The 19,391-nt window shown below is 28.4% G+C and carries 19 protein-coding genes; 6 read left to right on the top strand and 13 right to left on the bottom strand.

The window, feature by feature from the left end:
* Positions 1 to 35: 35 nt before the first annotated feature.
* From GXK56_RS20180 to GXK56_RS20165, 4 genes are all read right to left on the bottom strand, one after another.
* Positions 36 to 1,823, bottom strand: a complete 1,788-nt coding sequence (locus tag GXK56_RS20180; protein ID WP_160690765.1) for an alpha-amylase family glycosyl hydrolase — start codon at positions 1,821 to 1,823, stop codon at positions 36 to 38.
* A gap of 22 nt (positions 1,824 to 1,845) precedes the next feature.
* Positions 1,846 to 2,718, bottom strand: coding sequence for an ABC transporter permease subunit (locus GXK56_RS20175; protein WP_160690763.1), 873 nt, complete (start codon positions 2,716 to 2,718; stop codon positions 1,846 to 1,848).
* A 1-nt stretch (position 2,719) separates the two neighbouring features.
* Positions 2,720 to 3,697 (bottom strand): sugar ABC transporter permease, encoded by a 978-nt coding sequence (locus tag GXK56_RS20170; RefSeq protein WP_160690761.1) that lies wholly within the window; start codon positions 3,695 to 3,697, stop codon positions 2,720 to 2,722.
* A gap of 75 nt (positions 3,698 to 3,772) precedes the next feature.
* Complete coding sequence (locus GXK56_RS20165; RefSeq protein ID WP_160690759.1) at positions 3,773 to 5,002, bottom strand: maltose ABC transporter substrate-binding protein; 1,230 nt, start codon at positions 5,000 to 5,002, stop codon at positions 3,773 to 3,775.
* A gap of 637 nt (positions 5,003 to 5,639) precedes the next feature.
* Between GXK56_RS20165 and GXK56_RS20160 the strand changes: the two genes are divergently transcribed.
* Positions 5,640 to 6,524 (top strand): AraC family transcriptional regulator, encoded by an 885-nt coding sequence (locus GXK56_RS20160; RefSeq protein ID WP_160690757.1) that lies wholly within the window; start codon positions 5,640 to 5,642, stop codon positions 6,522 to 6,524.
* Positions 6,525 to 6,581: 57 nt separating this feature from the next.
* On the opposite strand, the gene lgt is transcribed toward GXK56_RS20160, so the two are convergent.
* Together lgt and GXK56_RS20150 are read right to left on the bottom strand one after the other, a co-directional pair.
* Positions 6,582 to 7,361: a prolipoprotein diacylglyceryl transferase gene (gene lgt, locus GXK56_RS20155; RefSeq protein WP_160690755.1), complete on the bottom strand. Its 780-nt coding sequence runs from the start codon at positions 7,359 to 7,361 to the stop codon at positions 6,582 to 6,584.
* A 144-nt stretch (positions 7,362 to 7,505) separates the two neighbouring features.
* Positions 7,506 to 8,873 carry an MATE family efflux transporter gene (locus GXK56_RS20150; RefSeq protein ID WP_160690753.1) on the bottom strand — a complete coding sequence of 456 codons (1,368 nt, stop codon included), beginning with the start codon at positions 8,871 to 8,873 and terminating at the stop codon, positions 7,506 to 7,508.
* A gap of 448 nt (positions 8,874 to 9,321) precedes the next feature.
* Here GXK56_RS20150 and GXK56_RS20145 point away from each other — a divergent pair, with 448 nt between their 5' ends.
* The 4 genes from GXK56_RS20145 (at position 9,322) to GXK56_RS20130 (ending at position 12,651) form a co-directional block, all read left to right on the top strand.
* Positions 9,322 to 9,921, top strand: coding sequence for a hypothetical protein (locus GXK56_RS20145; RefSeq protein WP_202127920.1), 600 nt, complete (start codon positions 9,322 to 9,324; stop codon positions 9,919 to 9,921).
* A gap of 159 nt (positions 9,922 to 10,080) precedes the next feature.
* Positions 10,081 to 10,734: a macro domain-containing protein gene (locus tag GXK56_RS20140; RefSeq protein ID WP_160690751.1), complete on the top strand. Its 654-nt coding sequence runs from the start codon at positions 10,081 to 10,083 to the stop codon at positions 10,732 to 10,734.
* A gap of 443 nt (positions 10,735 to 11,177) precedes the next feature.
* The gene (locus GXK56_RS20135) at positions 11,178 to 11,906 is read left to right on the top strand and encodes a hypothetical protein (protein ID WP_160690749.1); all 729 of its coding nucleotides are present in this window, start codon (positions 11,178 to 11,180) and stop codon (positions 11,904 to 11,906) included.
* Positions 11,907 to 11,925: 19 nt separating this feature from the next.
* The gene (locus GXK56_RS20130) at positions 11,926 to 12,651 is read left to right on the top strand and encodes a hypothetical protein (RefSeq protein ID WP_160690747.1); all 726 of its coding nucleotides are present in this window, start codon (positions 11,926 to 11,928) and stop codon (positions 12,649 to 12,651) included.
* 96 nt (positions 12,652 to 12,747) lie between these two features.
* Here the strand turns inward: GXK56_RS20130 and GXK56_RS20125 are convergent, their stop codons facing one another.
* The 5 genes from GXK56_RS20125 to GXK56_RS20105 form a co-directional block, all read right to left on the bottom strand.
* Positions 12,748 to 13,005, bottom strand: coding sequence for a helix-turn-helix domain-containing protein (locus GXK56_RS20125; protein ID WP_243156195.1), 258 nt, complete (start codon positions 13,003 to 13,005; stop codon positions 12,748 to 12,750).
* Positions 13,006 to 13,051: 46 nt separating this feature from the next.
* Complete coding sequence (locus tag GXK56_RS20120; RefSeq protein ID WP_279283198.1) at positions 13,052 to 13,984, bottom strand: replication protein; 933 nt, start codon at positions 13,982 to 13,984, stop codon at positions 13,052 to 13,054.
* A gap of 141 nt (positions 13,985 to 14,125) precedes the next feature.
* Positions 14,126 to 14,830: a cell division protein FtsK gene (locus GXK56_RS20115; protein WP_160690743.1), complete on the bottom strand. Its 705-nt coding sequence runs from the start codon at positions 14,828 to 14,830 to the stop codon at positions 14,126 to 14,128.
* Between the two features lie 10 nt (positions 14,831 to 14,840).
* Positions 14,841 to 15,590 (bottom strand): hypothetical protein, encoded by a 750-nt coding sequence (locus GXK56_RS20110; protein WP_160690741.1) that lies wholly within the window; start codon positions 15,588 to 15,590, stop codon positions 14,841 to 14,843.
* Entirely contained in the window at positions 15,587 to 15,922 is a 336-nt protein-coding gene (locus GXK56_RS20105; RefSeq protein WP_160690739.1) for a hypothetical protein, read from the bottom strand. The genes GXK56_RS20110 and GXK56_RS20105 overlap by 4 nt, the downstream gene beginning before the upstream one ends.
* A 440-nt stretch (positions 15,923 to 16,362) precedes the next feature.
* Between GXK56_RS20105 and GXK56_RS20100 the strand changes: the two genes are divergently transcribed.
* Positions 16,363 to 17,253, top strand: a complete 891-nt coding sequence (locus tag GXK56_RS20100) for a hypothetical protein (protein WP_160690737.1) — start codon at positions 16,363 to 16,365, stop codon at positions 17,251 to 17,253.
* Between the two features lie 55 nt (positions 17,254 to 17,308).
* Here the strand turns inward: GXK56_RS20100 and GXK56_RS20095 are convergent, their stop codons facing one another.
* Positions 17,309 to 18,481, bottom strand: coding sequence for a site-specific integrase (locus GXK56_RS20095; RefSeq protein ID WP_207710279.1), 1,173 nt, complete (start codon positions 18,479 to 18,481; stop codon positions 17,309 to 17,311).
* Positions 18,482 to 18,797: 316 nt separating this feature from the next.
* Positions 18,798 to 19,340 carry an NADH peroxidase gene (locus GXK56_RS20090; RefSeq protein ID WP_160690733.1) on the bottom strand — a complete coding sequence of 181 codons (543 nt, stop codon included), beginning with the start codon at positions 19,338 to 19,340 and terminating at the stop codon, positions 18,798 to 18,800.
* Between the last annotated feature and the right edge of the window lie 51 nt (positions 19,341 to 19,391).

The raw sequence follows: 19,391 nt of genomic DNA, 5'->3' as shown, positions 1-19,391 counted from the left end.
TTTCAATTAAATTATTGTTAATAAAAGTCTATTAACTACTTCATCTCTTCAATTAAAATAACTCCATTTTTATGAGGTTTAAATACTACTTTTCCATTCTTAACTTTAGTAGTATTTCCTGTATATGCATCTCTTACTATTTCACCATCTTCAAATATGGATGATACGTCTATATTTATTTCTTCTTCTGCTCCAATTACACAAATGACCTTATCATTAATCTCATCATTTTTATATACTCTGCTAAATATATATGGAGAATCATTTATTATCTTATGTTCTCCAGCTCCTATGGCCAAATGTGCTCTCCTAAATCTTCCAAGTATCTGCCAATGCTTAAGAACCTCTTTATTTATAGACTCCCAATTCATATCGCCTCGAGTCTGTTGGTCCTTGTAAGAACAATCTTCATATTTTATAGGTCGAGCAGTTTCATCTCCGTAATAGATCTGAACACCTCCTGGCACTAGCAACAATGCTGTTCCCCCATTAATCAAATCATCTCTGTTATATAATGTTGTATCATGAGATGAAATATAGCTTAAAATATTAAATTTTTTTCCTGCACTTAACTTTTTAGCATAACTTTCATAAGTTGAATTTATACTCTTTAAATTAGCTGCATCCATTTGAAATCCAAAATTAATTAAAGAATCAAAACCATTATCATAATAACTAGTTCTTCCAACTTGCTGTCCCCAAACTTCTCCAGTCATCCAAAAATCCGAATCATCTAGTTTCTTATCTGGATTTGCATTTTTCCATTCTTTCAAAGCTTTAGAACATTGTTCTTTTAAATCTTTCCATTTATCTTCTTCAACATGTTTAGCTGTATCACATCTAAATCCATCAATACCGTATAGCCTAACCCAATCTGATATTTCTTTTATTAGATAATTTGCAACTGTTGGATTTTTGTCATTCTCTTCAAAGTACTTTTTCAAGCTATTTTTTTCTTCTTCATACCTACCTTCTTTAGTCCATTTTGTCTTCCAAATTTCAGGTATTCCTGGATCATAGGTAGTTTCAGTTTTAAAATCTGGTAAGCCTGAAAGACATATAGTTTTATCACTACCACTTGTACTTCCATCATAACCAGAATATTTTTGTGAAGCTCTAACCCACTGAGAGCCCCACCATTTTGACCATGCTTCTTTGTCAGTTATATCCATATACTTTTGATCTTCCTTTGACATTGCGTACATAGAATCTCCATAATAATAGTTTTTCCAATCATCCTTTAGCTTTCCAAAACCATATTCGTCCATGTCCTTCAAACTAACATAACCTGGGTGATTAAGTACTACATCTAAGACTACTCTTATGCCATGTTTATGTGCTGTATCAACAAATTCTGAAAACTGCTCTTTAGTACCAACATTTGCATCAATCGAAGTATAATCTAAATTATAATATCCATGATAGGCATAATGTCTAAATTTATCACCACCAATATAACCGTGTATTTGTTCAAAAGGTGAGGTTATCCATATTGCATTTACACCTAAATCATTAAAATATCCTTCATTTATTTTTTTTGTAATGCCAACAATATCTCCACCATGAAAAGTTGCAGGCTGGTTCTTATAATCAGAATTTTCATTGCCATTCTCATCAAGTTCTCTTCCATATGAGTGATTATTTGATTCATCACCATCTAAAAATCTATCTGTTAATGCAAAATATACTGTTGCATTATCCCATGAAAACGGCATATTTGTATCAGCATTATTTTTATATTCCTTTGCTTTACACCCACTAAAAATTCCAATTGCTATTACCATTACAACTAATGAAGCTAAAACTTTTCTCATTCTTCTCATTTTATCTTCTCCTAGATATTTATTAACCTTTTACCGAACCAGCTGTTAATCCTTGTGCAAAGAATTTTTGAGAAACTACAGATATTATCACTACTGGTAATGATGCCATCATAGCAGCTGCTGAATATTGTGTCCAGTTAGCAGAATACTTATCTTTAATAAATCCTCTCATACCTGTTGCAAGAGTTTCTACTGATGGATCTTTTATAAGAGCTGAAGTAAATAAAAATTCGCTGTATGCTCCAACAAAAGCAAATATAAATATTACAATAATCATATTTTTAATTAATGGTAATATTATTTTAGTGAAAACTTGGAAAGTTGTTGCTCCATCTATATATGCAGCTTCGCTCAATTCTTTAGGAACTCCATCCATATAACCTTTCATAAGCCAAATATTATATGCACTACCTACTGCTAAAAGTATTACTAATCCTCCTAACTTGTCCATCATGTCATATTTATATGCAACACTTAAAATTGCTGGTAATGCCATAGTTGTAGGAAACATCTGTAGTATTAAAAGTCCCATTAGTCCATATTTTCTTCCTTTAAACTTAAGTTTCGAAAAAGCAAAAGCTGCTGGAATTGTCATGACTAATTGCAACACTGCAACACTAATACAAACAATTAAGGAATTTTTAGTCCATGTCAAAAAATTACTTTGATTTATTACTTTTATATAATTATCCATGGTAAAAGTCGTTGGAAATATTGATATTTGAGTAAATGAATTTCCTTTAGCCATAGATGCTGACAAAACTGCCATTATTGGTATAAGTACTATCACCATCATTATCCAAATTACAACTCTTGAAGCCCATGCTATTCTTCTTTCTGACGGTTTTATTTTTTTTACATATTTTAATTCTTCATTACTAACCTTTGATACCATTTTAATCAACCTCCTCAAATTGCCCTGATGCTTTCATTTGAAAATATGAAATTGTAGCTAAAATTACAAATATAATAATACTTATAGTTGAAGCAATTTCGTATCTTCCAAATGTTATTGACAATTTATAGTTAACTGATGCCAAAATATCAGTGTAACCTGCAAATTGTGTTCCAGGTCTTGCTGGACCACCTCCAGTAATTAAGAATGATTGACCAAAATTATTAAAATTAAATGCAAAAGATGAAATTACTAAAGGATATGCTGTTTGAGCAAGAGAAGGTAAAGTTATCTTTCTAAATTGTGTAAATTTACTTGCTCCATCAACATCTGCTGCCTCATAATAAGTTACTGGAATTGATTGTAACGCTCCTAAACAAACATTCATCATATATGGAAACCCCAACCAAACATTAACAATAATCAATGCCATTCTTGCCCAAGAAGGATTTGTTAACCATGGAACTGGTGTTGAAATAACGTGTAAGCTAATAAGTAAATTATTAATTGCTCCATAACTTCCATTTAATAAACCTGACCATGAGAGTATTGCAACTGTTGCTGGCAATGCCCATGGAATTATTAATATCGCTTTATAAAGTCCTCTTTCTTTTATATTTTCATTATTAACTAATATTGCCATAAAAAGTCCTAGAAAGAATGTTCCTGCAGTTGATGCAAGTGCAAAAACACATGTCCATATAAAAACTGGCATAAAAACTTCTTTAAATGGACCTGCAAATACTTCTGCAAAATTAGCAAATCCAACAAAATTAACAACACCTTTTGAATACATTGTATAATCGGTGAATGCTATATATATTGTATATATAATTGGAAGTACAGTGAAAATACAAATTGAAATTAAAGCTGGTAATAAATATGGAACTGATTTAAAACCATTTTTTTTCTTTTCAACAATGCTATTTTTAACAATATCCTCTTTTGGCTTATTTGAATCTATAATTAAATCAGTCATTTTATGATATTCCTCCTCCTTAGATTAAAAGAATAAAATTAAACAAAGTTTAACTTTATTCTTTTATTAATATAATTATTTTTGTTGAGCAATTCCTTCAGTAATTTGTTTTACGATTTGATCTGCAACACCTTTAGGATCAAGATTTCCAGCTGTTAATGCTTTTAATCCATCAGCACCTGGTGCCCACATAGCTTGAACTTCTGGAATATTTGGCATTGGAGTAGCATTCTTAGCTTGTTCACTAAATGCAACCATAGTTTCTGATTTCTTAAATAAATCACTTTCAACTCCAGCTTTAGTTGCAGGAATTCTACCACCTTTTTCAATCAAAAAGTCATTACTATTATCAGATAAATATTTCATTAAATCCCAAGCTAGATCTTTATTAGGAGATTTTTCACTAACAAATGCTGTTTGAACTCCTAAAAATGTTGTAACAGGTTTTCCACCTAATGTTGGCATTGGAACAACTCCTATGTTAACACCTGCTTCTTTGAATCCAGCAACATCCCATGGTCCTGAAATATAAAATGCAGATTTTCCTGATTGGAAATCACCTTTTGCAATATCTCCATTAATATCTGGAGCCATAAATTTATTTTTAACTACTAAGTCTTGAATAAATTGATATCCTTTTACTGCTCCATCATTTCCTAATCCAATATCCTTTGGATCAAGTGTTCCATTGTTATTTTTAAATACATATCCGCCTTGAGCAGCTATTAATCCATAAGAAATATAAAAATTATTTACATCAAATTCAAAACCAACTTCTTTAGCTTTTGCCACAAGGTCTTCCATAGTTTTTGGAACTTCTTTTACCTTGTCCTTGTTATAGAATAATGCAACTGTTTCTTGTGCTATTGGAACTCCGTATTTCTTTCCATTTATAGTCACTGCATCTATTACTTGTTTTGAAGTATATTTGCTTTCATCAATTACTCCACTTGGCACTTCTGCAAGTAATCCAGCTTTTTGGAATGTTCCTAAATTATCATTAGCTATACCAAAGTATAAATCTGGCCCTTTTGAGCTATTTGCTGCTTGTGCATATGCCTGCATATCACCTTTATCTTCAACAACTTTAACAGCTACGCCCTTTTCCTTTCCCCACTTTTCTGCTACTTTTTGAACCTCTGGAACTTCTTGAGGATTTAAATGTGACCAAACTGTTATTGTCTTATCTCCTTCTTTACTAACTGAAGCTCCTGTTTCTTTTGATGCTCCACCACAACCTGCTAATGTTCCCATTAATAATGCTGTTGTCATTATTAATGCTACTATTTTTTTGTTTTTAACCATTTTTTTATTCCCCCTGTTTTTATAAAATTTCTTTATTTTATCCTTAAATTCACATATATTTTTTGGATTTAAGGATATTTTAATGATTTTTTCTTATTAAATTACATATGTAATAAAGAAAATCTAATTTAGTAAGAAAAATCATGCAAACAAATTTAAGTTTTCCATTTTAGCTAGGCAACCGATTGCATAATTATAAAATAAATATGCTTTATATTATAATTAAGATAAAAATTACATCCATTTATTAATATTATTTTAGTTGTAATTATAATATTATTAACAAATGTATTATTATAACGTTGCAGTAATCGATTGCACAATTTCTTTTTTTTGTTTATAATAATAATTGACGGCTTATTATTGTTACTATTACGTATTATTTTTATTTTTTGCAATCGCTTGCTTTAAATTGTGTAACACCTCATATTTTGGTTTCGCTTTAAATACCGTTTACAATAACTATTATAAACTTATACTTTTGCATAATATAGCATTTTATTATAAAATTGATTGTCATTTATTAATATTTTAGTAATAGTTATAAATCTATATACAGATTTTTTATTCCATTAATATTCAAATTATTTATAACTATCGAAATATTAGTTATAAATTACAAAAAGGAGATGCTTAAATGAATTATAGTTATGAAATAGTTACAACACCAAAGAGAATACCCGCTAAAATAGTAATCCACACTGATCCAGGAGTAGTTCTAAAACATTGGCACAAGGACTTAGAATTAACTTATCTATATAGGGGAAATGCTACTTTTTCCACAAACGGAATTATTACTTCCATTGAAAAAAAACAATTATATTTAGTAAATAGCGGAGATGTTCATTCAGTAGTGAACTACGGTCAGGATCTTGTTACCATGATAACAGTATTAATTTCTTATAATTTTATTAAAGATAATTGTCCGGATATTGATAACATAGAATTTAAATTAAAAAGTAATAATAAAAGCATACAAAGACTCAAAGATATTCATGAAGAAATAGTGGACATGTATATAAATGATATGGAAAGCAACCACATTTCTCTTTTATTTGTTGATGATGAAAATTCTAATAATAAATTTCACTACTTAAAAATAGAAAGTCTACTCTATGAAATATTATATATCCTTTTAAATGACTTTAGCATTAAACGCAATGCCAACTTAGAATTGAAGAATGAAAGAAATTTAGAACGTTTAAAAATAATTACTGATTATATAGATGCAAATTATAAGGAGAATATTTCATTAGATGAAATTGCATATAAATACCAACTTTCAAAAGAATACCTTGCTACAATATTTAAGAAATATATGGGTATTACTGTTGGTACATATTTAAAAAATATAAGATTAACTTCTGCTTACAGGGATTTAATGAATAGTGATTATTCAATTAATCAACTAGCTTTTGATAATGGTTTTCCTAATATTAAGTCCTTCATAAATTGTTTTAAAGAACACTATGGCGAAACTCCTTATAAGTACAAAAAAAAGATTGAAAATGCGTCACAATAAAAGAGTATAAAAAAGATTGATGATTTTATAATTTAATGTAAAATCATCAATCCTTTATTATTCTATTAATTTTCGTGCTTCTCTTCTCTTAATAATAAATATAATACTTAATCCAATTATTATTCCAATAATACTTACAAGTTGAGCTACTCTAATATTACCTAACATCAAGCTATCAGTTCTCAGCCCCTCAATAAATACCCTGCCTAAAGAATATAAGCTTAAATAACTTGCTATGACTACTCCATTTTCTTCACTATTTTTCTTATATAGAATTGTAAGCAATATTATGCACACTAAAATGTTCCAAAAGGACTCATATAAAAAGGTGGGATGATAATATGTTCCTCCAATATACATTCCCTTTTGTATAAACATTGGAAACTTGCTTATAAATTCATAAGAAACTTCTCTCCCATGAGCTTCACCATTCATGAAATTTCCCCATCTTCCAATTGCTTGAGCTAATATAATTGCTGGCGCTGCTACATCTAAATATTTTATTAAATTTATCTTTTTTATTTTTGAGAAAAAATAAATTGCTAAAAATGCGCCTATTAACCCTCCATGAATTGCTAATCCACCTTTTCTAATGTTAAAAATATCAATTAAATTATCCCTATAATTTTCAAATTCAAATATTACATAGTATGCCCTAGCTCCTATAATAGCTGTTGGAAATGCAATAAAAAATACATCTAATATAATATCAAAATCTACATTTTTCTTTTTACAGTTATAGCCAGTTAATAAAACAGCTAAGATTACACCCAAAGCTATTAGTATTCCATACCATCTAACTTCAAAGCCTCCAATTTGAAATGCTATTGGATCCATAATTCAATTCCTTTCTTCTTTTGCTATAATTTATTACACTTTTAGTACATGACGTTAATTGAAATCTTTTCTCACTTATAATTATATATTTTTTTATCTTTTAATCAATATTCTTTCCAAATTCATAACATTTAATTAACTAGCTTAAACTAAATTTCTTAACCATACTTTTTTCTTATATCTTCTATAACCTAATACGAATTTATATACTTCCTCAAATGTAACCATAGCATATACAAGATAAATTGGTACATGAAGTATCATTCCACCTAAAAAAGCAAAAGGTATACCAACGCACCAAACTCCTGTAATATCAAGCATTAATGCTACTTTAGTGTCACCACCACTTCTAAGTATACCTACAATATTAACCCAATTAAATACTTTAAAAGGTAAATAAAGTATAAATACAATTAAACATCTGCTTATATTAACTCCTACCAAATCTGTTACATTAAACAAGCTAATTAATGGATTTTTAATGACAAAGCATATAAGTCCCATAGCTAATGCACTAATAAATTGTAATATTATGAAATACTTAGCATGAGTTTTGGCCTCTTCTAATTTATTTGCACCTAATTCATTACCTAAGATAACAGCTGTTGCAGCACTAATTCCTTGGAAAACTACAGTTATGATCTGTTCAACAGTTTGAGTTATCGTAATAGCAGCAACTGCTTCATCACCCATTCTTCCATAAACAAGTGAATACATAGTAACGCCTAATCCCCACATAAATTCATTAATAATAACAGGAGATACAGTTACAAAAAACAATTTTACAAACACCTTATTAAAATCCCATAATTCCTTAAGTTTGGCTGCAGCTGGACCTTTTTGATAATATACAACTGACAATATACATGCACATTCAAACGTTCTTGCAATTAAAGTAGCAATAGCCTCTCCTTGAACTCCAAGAGCAGGCATTCCTAAATGTCCAAATATTAAAATATAATTTAATGTGATTTTTATAAAAATAGATAATAATGTTATTATAACAGGCGCTTTTACTTGATTTACCCCTCTTAGCAAAGCAACATAAACGTTTGTAATTGCTGTTAACGGATAGCTTATTGCTGCAATGGCTAAATATGCTGCACCAGTTTTTATTGTACCTTCATTTGGTGTAAAAATACTCATAACAGCTTCAGGACATATTAAGCTTGGAATCACAAAAATAAATGATCCAGCTAATCCTATGCTTAAAGACATTCCTAATACTCTTCTTATGTTTTTAATATCTCTTTTTCCAAAATATTGGGCAGTTAAAATTGAAGAACCACTTACGATTCCAAATAGCAGCAAAGTGAATACAAAGAATACCTTATTAGCTAATCCAACAGCTGCAATAGATTGTTGACCTAAACTTCCAATCATTACCGTGTCTACAAGATTTAGACTTGTATTCAATAAAGCTTGCAAAGCTATTGGAACTGTAATTGCTATAGTTTTTCGTATAAATTTTTTATCTTGAGCTATATTTTTTAATTCTTTTGTAATTATCATAATTATTCCCTCTTATTAAACTTTCATATAAAACAATCTATATTTCTTTACTTTACATGTTCTCTTACAATGTATTATTTCACACTTTTCCAAACATCACCTTTTATTTTACTTAGTAAAAGCAGCTATGTCTACCTATTTTTAGTTTTACCTAATTACTTAGTAACTAAGTAATTATTTTTACAAGTTAAATATTCTTGTACTTTTTTATTAAGTTGTATTTCTTTTATAATATTAATTTGGTATAATGATATAATGTTTAAATCAGGTATGTATGGTTATAATTATAATACTATCTTGTAGAATAATCTATTTTATGTTATTTTTCTGATAAATGGCATATTTAAATATCTAAATTTATTATTTAAACATAAAATTATGAAAGAGGTGCTTTACCATAAATACAAATTATAAAACTCAAGAAAATAAATATACTACAAAAGGCAATATCACAGAAATTTCTGTCTTAAAAAAAGATGGAACTGAACTTATCTGCAAAATAGATACTTTTGATGCCGAAAGAGTTAAAAATGCAGGAATTTGGTTTGCTGAATGGCATAAAGATTTTAACAATTATTTAGTCCAAACGCTAACAACTACTAAAGTAAATGGGAAAAATATGCCCGCTAAGCAAACTATTCAATCTGTAATTTTAGATGTAAATACAAAAGCTCCAATAAAACACTTAAATGGAAATACATTAGATAATAGAAAAGAAAATTTAGAATTATATAATAGAAACTTAAAAAATGATTGCACAAAAATCGATCATGAGACTATGGGAATAATTTTAAGAGATAAATTTGGTAATCCTAAAGAAACAGCTTTAATATCTATGGAAGATGTTAATAAGGTTGTTAAAGATGGCTACAACTGGGTAACTTATAAAAAAGGTATGGAAATAATGGTTGTTGCCAATACCAAAGATGGTAGAATTCGCTTAGATGAATTAATCATGAACCCTGATGAGACAATGAAAATACACCATATTAATTTAAATCCATTAGATAATAGAAGAAAAAATTTAGAGCTTAAGTCAATATTATAGTTTCTAATAATTTATTTCAGAAGAAAAATCTAGGATACGTACTTTATAAGAGTATGTATCCTTCTTACATTTTCTGTAAAATAACTATTTTTATTTTAGTGATTTAGGTGTAAACTATTAATTAAGAGAATTTATGACTATAAATATGAGGTGATTTATTTGACAAAGCTTGAAATATTACTAGGTGATATAACCAAAATTAAATTTGATGCAATAGTAAATGCTGCCAATACCTCCCTACTTGGTGGAGGTGGTGTTGATGGAGCAATCCATAGAGCGTGTGGCGCAAAATTATTAGAAGAATGTAAAACTTTAAACGGCTGCTTAACTGGTAAGTCAAAAATAACGAAATCATATAATTTAACCGAACTAGGTGTATATTGGGTAATACATACGGTAGGTCCTATTTATAGGCATAGCGGTTCTGAAGAAAAATACTTAAGAAGCGCCTATAGTTCTGTGCTTGAAGTTGCCGTTAATTATTCTGATTATTACAGAAATCAAATCAATGAATATATTAATAAAAATTTATATCTATTTAATACAAATATATTTACTGAAAATAAACATAAGGATTATTTACTAAGAGATTCAATTGAATATATAACTGAACATCCTATAAAAACTATAGCCTTCCCTTCTATAAGTACTGGCGCTTATTCTTATCCACTAGAAGAAGCTTGCAATATAGCATTAGATGAAATTTTATCCTTCATTAAAAACTCGCCAGATATTTTAGATGAAATCGCTATAGTCTGCATTGATGAAAAAACTTATAATACTTTTCAAAAATTATATGAACAAAGGTTGTAAATGCAAAAAGAGCAAATACTCATATAAGTGTTTGCTCTTTTATACTATAAGAACTCTATGAATTTAATCTTAATTAAAATATCTATCTAAAAGACCTTTAAATGCTTTACCATGTCTAGCTTCTACATGACACTAAAAAACACTAAACCTCTTGTTTTAATGCTTTCTAAAAGACCAACTTTTCTATAACAGTATATCTTCCCACTATTTTCCCACAAAATAATTTTTCCCACAATAATATTATGATATTATTTTCTGTTTTATATTCATACATAAATAATAAAATCATTATGGTAAATATAATATAAAATAACCTTATAAAAACATCTATTGATATTAAATACATTTAAGGATATACTTTTATTGTAATATATAAAGAAAATAGTATTTTATGCAATAATATTATAATAGAATTTCATGATTGCAATTAGTATTTTTAAGGGGTGGTTAATATTAATAAAATATCAAAAAAAATTGTAACTGGTGCAGCTGCTATAGCTACTGTTATAACTATGGGAGCAGTTCCTGCCAATGCTGAAATTAAGATTAACAGTATTGGGCATGACGGGCAAACTATGGAGCAATCAAAACAAAACTCTAAATCTGAGATAACTATAAAAGGAGATAGAGGAGATATAGGTAAAGGTACTGGAGTAATGTTACCTTTTAGAACACCTAACTATCAAAATGGTACGTCAGCATTTAATGAGAAAGCTGACTCTTCACATGTTAAAATAGTTAAAGGATTTATTACATCTGATTTGTACTTAATACAAAATGATGGAAGTACAGCGAAGTGGCAAGATAAATTCTATTCAGAAGACGGAGTTAGTTTAGTTAAGAATAACTGGAGAGCTATTGATGGAAAATGGTATTTCTTCACACAATCAGGTAATGCAGCAAGAGGTTGGTATAAAGTTAATGATAAACAATACCACTTCGATGAAGCTACAGGAGCTATGACTACAAATTGGTTTCAAGGTGACACAATGTCGGATAGAGGTATATGGTATTACCTTGATTCAAATTCAGGAGTTATGCAAGAAAATGCATGGTTGCAGTCAAATGGCACTTGGTATTATTTAGGTCAAAATGGAGAAATGCAAATAGGTTCAAGAATAATCAATGGTGTATCTTATAAATTTGAAGTTGATGGCAAACTTACTAGTTAAAAAATAGTATTTTTAAGGGGTGGTTAATATTAATAAAATATCAAAAAAATTTGTAACTGTTGCGGCTGCTATAGCTACGGTCATGACTATGGGTGCAGTACCTGCTCATGCAGAGCTCCATGGTAAAGTGGTTGACACAGGTCAAACTATGGAACAATCTAAACAGAACTCTAAATCTGAAATAACAATAAAAGGAGATAGAGGAGATATAGGTAAAGGAACTGGAGTAATGCTGCCTTTTAGAACACCTAACTATCAAAACGGTACATCAGCATTCAATGAGAAGGCTGACTCTTCACATGTTAAGATAGTTAAAGGGTTTATAACATCTGATTTGTATTTAATACAAAATGATGGGAGTACAGCGAAGTGGCAAGATAAATTCTATTCAGAAGACGGAGTTAGTTTAGTTAAGAATAACTGGAGAGCTATTGATGGAAAATGGTATTTCTTCACACAATCAGGTAATGCAGCAAGAGGTTGGTATAAAGTTAATGATAAACAATACCACTTCGATGAAGCTACAGGAGCTATGACTACAAATTGGTTTCAAGGTGACACAATGTCGGATAGAGGTATATGGTATTACCTTGATTCAAATTCAGGAGTTATGCAAGAAAATGCATGGTTGCAGTCAAATGGCACTTGGTATTATTTAGGTCAAAATGGAGAAATGCAAATAGGTTCAAGAATAATCAATGGAACTTCTTATCACTTTGAAGCTGATGGAAAAATGACTAATTAATAGAGAATACATATTTATATAGAAATGAGGTGTTTAAAAATTTTTCGTTTTAAAGCACCTCATTTTTTCATTTCATTTATAATTAAATATTACAAATTAAGATTTTATACTGTTTTTATATTCATAGATACATCTAATATTAGATAAGTCACTAAGGTCATAACCATCATAATTTTCCAAAAATTCTACCAATGAGTTTATTGTTATTTTTTGTCTGCCTAACTTCATGGTTTTTATAACACCTGCATTTATAAGACTATAGACACTATTTTTATTTACTCCTAATATTTTAGAAACTTCTTGAACTGTATAAACCATTTTTATTTCCGGAATTAGATTCTTTATATTATTCAATGGATTTCCTCCTTTTGTTAACATTTTAAAATCATTTGTGTTGTGATTATTTGCTATCTCTATAATTTTCAATATAATCATTTATTTCATATTCATTGAAACTATTATAATTATGATACTCTATTACTTTATTTATTCTTCTTAAAAAAGCTATCCAAGTTTCAGGGTATTCTACTTGTATATTTAAATATTGTTGAAATAAATCTATATTAGAAATAATATAGATTTTGGTAAAACATGCCACCTTATTAGTATAACGACAAGGAAGCTCAAGTGGATAACAATCTAAATAATTTAACATATCTTGAATTTTGAAATTAGAATAAAACTCTTCAAAGATAATTACATCTTGTCCTCTATATCCATCGAAACCACCATGAGAATAATTCGTAACTCTATAAACATTTTCGAATCCATATTTGTTCATTACACCATGAGTTTTTCCTGTACCGGATTTACCCCAAATATATGTAACAATAATTTCCCTTACTTTACTTTTATATTCATTTTGCCGAAATGTTTGCCTAACCTTCTCTAAAGTATCAATTTGCAAAATATAATTTGGATTTTCTTCAAAGATTTCATAATCAGACATACCATCTTTTATCATATCATAAAGGTCGTTAATATCATTTCTAGCACCTTGTCTTTCGAGTGGCATTTCTCCAAATTCCTCTTGGGTATCAGGTAATTTTGTTACACCTTTCTCTTTTTCATATTTCCCATTTTTAAAAACATAATCTCTATTTTGTTCTGATGTACCTCTTGCCATTTCTATATGTGCTTGTGAAAATCTATTTTTAATGGTACTAAATCGTACTGATGAAGAACAAGCAATAAATATATGTGTATGATGTGTTTTTTCTTTACTTCCAATTTCATCACTTAGACAATAATAGATACACGATTTTATTTTTTTAATTTCTTCTTTAATTTTATCATGGGTAAAATCTTTTTCTAGGGGGTTATTAATAGTTATTTGCCATTTTCTTGATTGGGAATCTTTTGGAATAGTATTCTCCTCCTTTTTTTTGCGATTTTGGTGTCGCAGTTAATTAAAACCTTATGTTATTTATGTTTATATATATTTGCGACATATGTTGCATAGGGTAATACTAACCTATGCAACTTTTATTGTTTTTTGTAATTTTTGCATATTAGAAATAGTAGGTACTTGAATTGATATAAGATTACTTCCATTTGTAAGCATATAGCCTGTTCCTTGTTTTCTATCAGGAAGCATTTCTGATTTAAATTCATGAAATAACATGTTTTTAGATTCCTCACTTAAATTTCCTAAACCAACTACAAAATTAAAATTATCACGTGCAGAATTGAAATAAGTTGCATCTGCTCTTTGTTGACTTATTATTACATGAACTCTAAAAGAACGCCCTAACATTAGAAGATTTGAAAGTTTCTTTTTTTCTTCTTCTATCATTTTTTTATCAAGGCTATTACAATAACTTGCCCATTCATCAAAAAATAAAACTATCATGTTATTGTTTTTCTCTTCTCCTTTTTGCCTTTTTTGAAAATGTTCATAAAATTGTTGCAAACCAATGGAACAATTCATAAACCTATAAAAACGAGAACAATTATCTAAAAACGAGAAGTCATCATCACCTTTGAAATCACATATATAAATTTGAGAATCTGGAACTTTTAATGCAATCTTTCCCAAAAGCAACTTGGTAAAATATGTCTTACCACTTCCGGTTGAACCAATTGTTATAATATGTGGAGCTATTTCGGGATTCCATGTAATAATTTCTGAAATCCCAAAAGAAAGATATTTTTGATTGAATAATATATCTATATCCATATACTATGAACTAAAAGTCTTTGTCATAAACATTTACGTTTCTAGGTTGCAATTGTTGCATTTTTGCATGTGCTCTCGTGTTTAATAAATCACAATACTTTTCGCTTGCCCAAGTTATATCAATTTGTACAAAAGTTCCATTATCACATACTTCATCGATCAATAATATTGGATAGGCATTTCCATTATAAATAAATGATGTTTGTTGTATTCCAGCGTATTCAAAAGTATTTAATTTTTGAACAATTCTTAATTGGAGCATTTCTTGTATTTTATCTGAATTTATTTCCCCATTTTTCACTAGGACAAACTGACACATATAAACGTTGCCTTTTGATATAATTTTACTAGGAGAATCAAGCTCACTTAATTTTTCAGGCTTTTTCAGATTAAGGATTTCAGCATTTTCTAATAAAGTAGAAAATAGGCATTGTCTTATAGTTACATAATTACTTTCACATAAAACTTTTTCATTATTTTCTTTAGCTAAAGAAGAGTCTTTTAATAGCTTCATGTTTTTTTCTTCTCTATTTTTTGTTTTATCCTTCCACCATAAGTAAAACATTACATAGCCACCAACAATAACAAGTATTTCATCAAATCTTTGTTCAACAAATAAAAATAAATTTTCAAATGCATAGTAAGTTGGTATTATTAACACAAAAGAAAACATGACGACTAATATGATATAAAGAATAAATTGTAAATATTCACCATCATCATATAATTTATTTAACATATCAAAGAATTTTTTTATCATCCTATTATCTCCAATCCTGTTGCTTTTGAAGTAAATAGAACTTCTTTATCTCTGTTTAAGTAAAACCTACCTTCAAAGCCTTTTATTTTAGCTTTAATAGCACCTTCAGATTCAAGTTCTTCAAGGGTGATAATTGGTTGTTTACTTTCGATTTTTACAGAAAAAGTTTCATACTTATTATCAGGACACACAACTGTATAAGAATAATTAGATATATCATCTGTTATTTTCCCATCTACAAATGTCCTTAGTGGTTTAACATCTGTAATTAAAACAGTATCCGAACCAGCTACTTGTATTAATGTTACTATAATTTTATTTAAAGTTATCATTCATTCCACATCCTCTTTCATAAAAAATAATTTTTGTATTATAATTTTTCTCTCACATCCTAGGTTAGCTAACCGTACTTATATTTTAAAGCTTAAAAAATAACTTTAAAACGACACAATATTAATAATATGTGTCTATATTTTTTTGGAATATGTCGTTGAAAATAGAATTTAATAGATTATAATGAATTAAATTAATATAAATATATTGTAAAATAACTTTATATACGATTAATCATCCTAATACAAAATTATAAATCGAATATTAAATTGTCGTAAAGGCTGAATAAACAGGCTTGCAGCCTGGCCTTTACTACAATTTAATCTTCAATTTTGTTTGTAATTAGGAGGATGATGTCATAAATATACCACATATTTTAGTGGTTATATTCTAGTGAGATTTGTTTATAATACAAATTAATTATATGAGGAGATATAATATGAAACGCGATAAAATTTCGGATAAATTAAAATTTCTAAAAAAAGCAATGTCAATAACTAATGAAAAATTTGCAGAGATATATGAAGAAAAATTTCCAGGTGAGGAGGATAAAAGCATTCAAAGAACTTTCGAAAGATATTTAAGTGGTAAATATGATAATTATAATGGAAAAGATAAAAGAATAAATAGAACTTTGGAAAAATTCTCGGAAACTTTAGGTATTTCATTAGAACAACTTAAACATAATATTTTTTTTACAACAGAAGTTGGAGTAAGAATGAAGTTGGAAAAAGTAAATAAAATATCACCTAATAGCGAGTTATTACAATTTGATGATGGAATTGATGAGATGAATGAAGAAAATGAAAGAAACGACTGCATAAAATCTATTCTTGAAAAATATAATAATATGGCAATTTTGGATTGTTATAAAATTTTAAAATTTTATGATGATTATGAAAAAATTAGTGAGGATGCTTGGAATTTAATATGTAGTTATGCATTGCTAAATGAGGATGGAAAAACAGAAATTAGAAATTCTATTTTTTCTATGAATATTCAAAATGTTGTAAGATTAGATATAAAGTGTTTTAATAAGAATGATTCGCAACTTTTAAGCGAACTATATGAAAAAAATAATTTTGCTGATGATATTGAAATATATCGCAGTCTATCAGAACAATTAAAAATAAAATTGAATGTTGCAAGAGGTATTTATTTGGATCAACTCAATTTGGAAATTCCGTATTTGCCAACACTTGATTTATTTGATTGGCAATTGGTAGAATATTATTATTCGTTAAATTATCAAGAAAGAGAAATGATTCTAAATAAATGCGATATTTTGATAGAAGACCCTAAGTATTATACAGTTTATAACATTAACTGATTTACGTTAAATAAACAGACTTAAATATCATTTTAAGTCTGTTTTATATATTTATTTAAAATAAATCATCTACAATCTCAGCAACTTGATTATGCATGGAATCAGTTACATGAGTGTAATACCTTAAAGTTATTTCTAGTTTTCCATGTCCAAGCCTTTGTTGTACATATTTAGGATTAACTCCTTTTTCAGCCAACATCGTTGCATGAGTATGTCTAAGGTTATGAAACTTAAAATCTATGTTGAATTCATTTTTGCATATTCTAGATAATACCTTTTGACTATCTGTCGTAAGCATTACCCCATTTGGTTTGATATTAATAAAATTATCTATAACCATTAATTCAGAGCTTTTCCCACGCTTCTCCATAACAGTATTGATTTTATATGCAAGTCCGTATTCATGTTTATCATTTTCATATTGAATCTTTAAATTTCTTAAATATTCAACTAGATTTTTATTTAATTTAATTGTTCTAACTGCATTAGCTGTCTTGGGATAAACCAAACTCCACATTTTATCTTGATACTGCAATTGTTTATCTATTTTAATCGTTTCTTTATTCCAGTCTATATCTGAAAATCTTAATGCAAAACATTCTCCAACTCTTATACCTAAGTTAATACCAAGAATAAAAGCCGTAAGTAAATTTGTACTTTTAAACCTTTCTTCCATTTTTTCAAGTTCATCTTTTGAATAAGCTTTAATTTCTCCATATGCTCTATAGCTTTTAGGAGGTTTAACATTTTTCATGGGAGATATTTTTAAATACTTCTTTTCTATTGCATAATTGAATAAGACAAGGAAAAAATTATAAATAGAACGAACATACTCATCACTATGTGTTTTGCATTTAGAGTTTATAAAATCTTGAATTGAGTTTTCTGTTATTTGGAATATGTATCTTGGCGCAAATTCTTGAAAATGATTATTATATAATGATTTGTAACGCAAAATTGTAGCAAATGCTCTTGTAGTAGGAGCTTCAAGGTTTATAAATTCATTAAATACTTCTTGAAAAGTTACTTTTTTATTTTCGATAAAAGTTCCTGTCTTACCATATTCATTAATAACTTCTGATAATGCAAAATTAGCTTCCTTTTCTGTCTTAAAGCCACTACGTTCTATTTGTTTTCTCTTACCATCAATTTTGCCCAAGTCAATTCTATATGACCAAGTTGCTCCTTTTTTTCTAACACTACCTTTCAATATTTCACCAGCTTTCAAATTACTAATAAGCTCATTATATCATCAAAAGAAATCGTGTCAATTACATTTCCCCCAAGAAAAAAGTATATACATTGAATAAAGTTAGTGTTTTCAAAGAATAACAAGAAATGTGGGAAAATAAAAATATTTTTAAAATAATAATGTAGATATCCCACGATGTTCCCACTAAAAGTAAAATACATTCAAAATATATCAAGAGATAAAAAAATACAATTTTCAAAATTAGTTTCATGACTACGAACTCAAAAGCCTTATTTATAGCCACTTACCAATATTGAAAATTGTATCTAAATATATTTTTTTATATTATATTTTATTTAAAATATCTGTCTAAAAGACCTTTAAATGCTTTACCATGTCTAGCTTCATCTTTACACATTTCATGAACTGTATCGTGAATTGCATCTAAATTTAGTTTTTTAGCAAGAGTTGCTAAATCCTTCTTACCTTGGCATGCACCATGTTCTGCATCAACTCTAGCTTGTAAGTTTGCCTTTGTATCAGCAACAACTACTTCTCCTAATAATTCTGCAAATCTAGCAGCATGTTCTGCTTCTTCAAAAGCTATTCTCTTATAAGCTTCTGCAACTTCTGGATATCCTTCTCTATCAGCTTGTCTTGACATAGCTAAGTACATTCCTACTTCTGAACATTCACCAACAAAGTTTGCTCTTAAACCTTCTATAACTTCAGGATCAACATCTTTAGCTACTCCAATTACATGTTCATCTGCAAAAGCTAAATCTCCGCTTTGTTCAACGAACTTCTCTGCTCCAACTCCACACACTGGGCATTTTTCTGGAGCTGCTTCTCCTTCATAAATATAACCACACACTGTACAAACGAATTTTTTCATAATTTTTCTCCTCCTAAAATTTAAATTTATTAATTTATTATTTATATATTT

It is taken from the genome of Clostridium sp. C2-6-12, assembly GCF_009928485.1.
Taxonomy (GTDB): domain Bacteria; phylum Bacillota; class Clostridia; order Clostridiales; family Clostridiaceae; genus Clostridium.
Note: the sequence above shows the minus strand (reverse complement) of the source record. Positions and strands in the feature narration are given on the sequence as shown.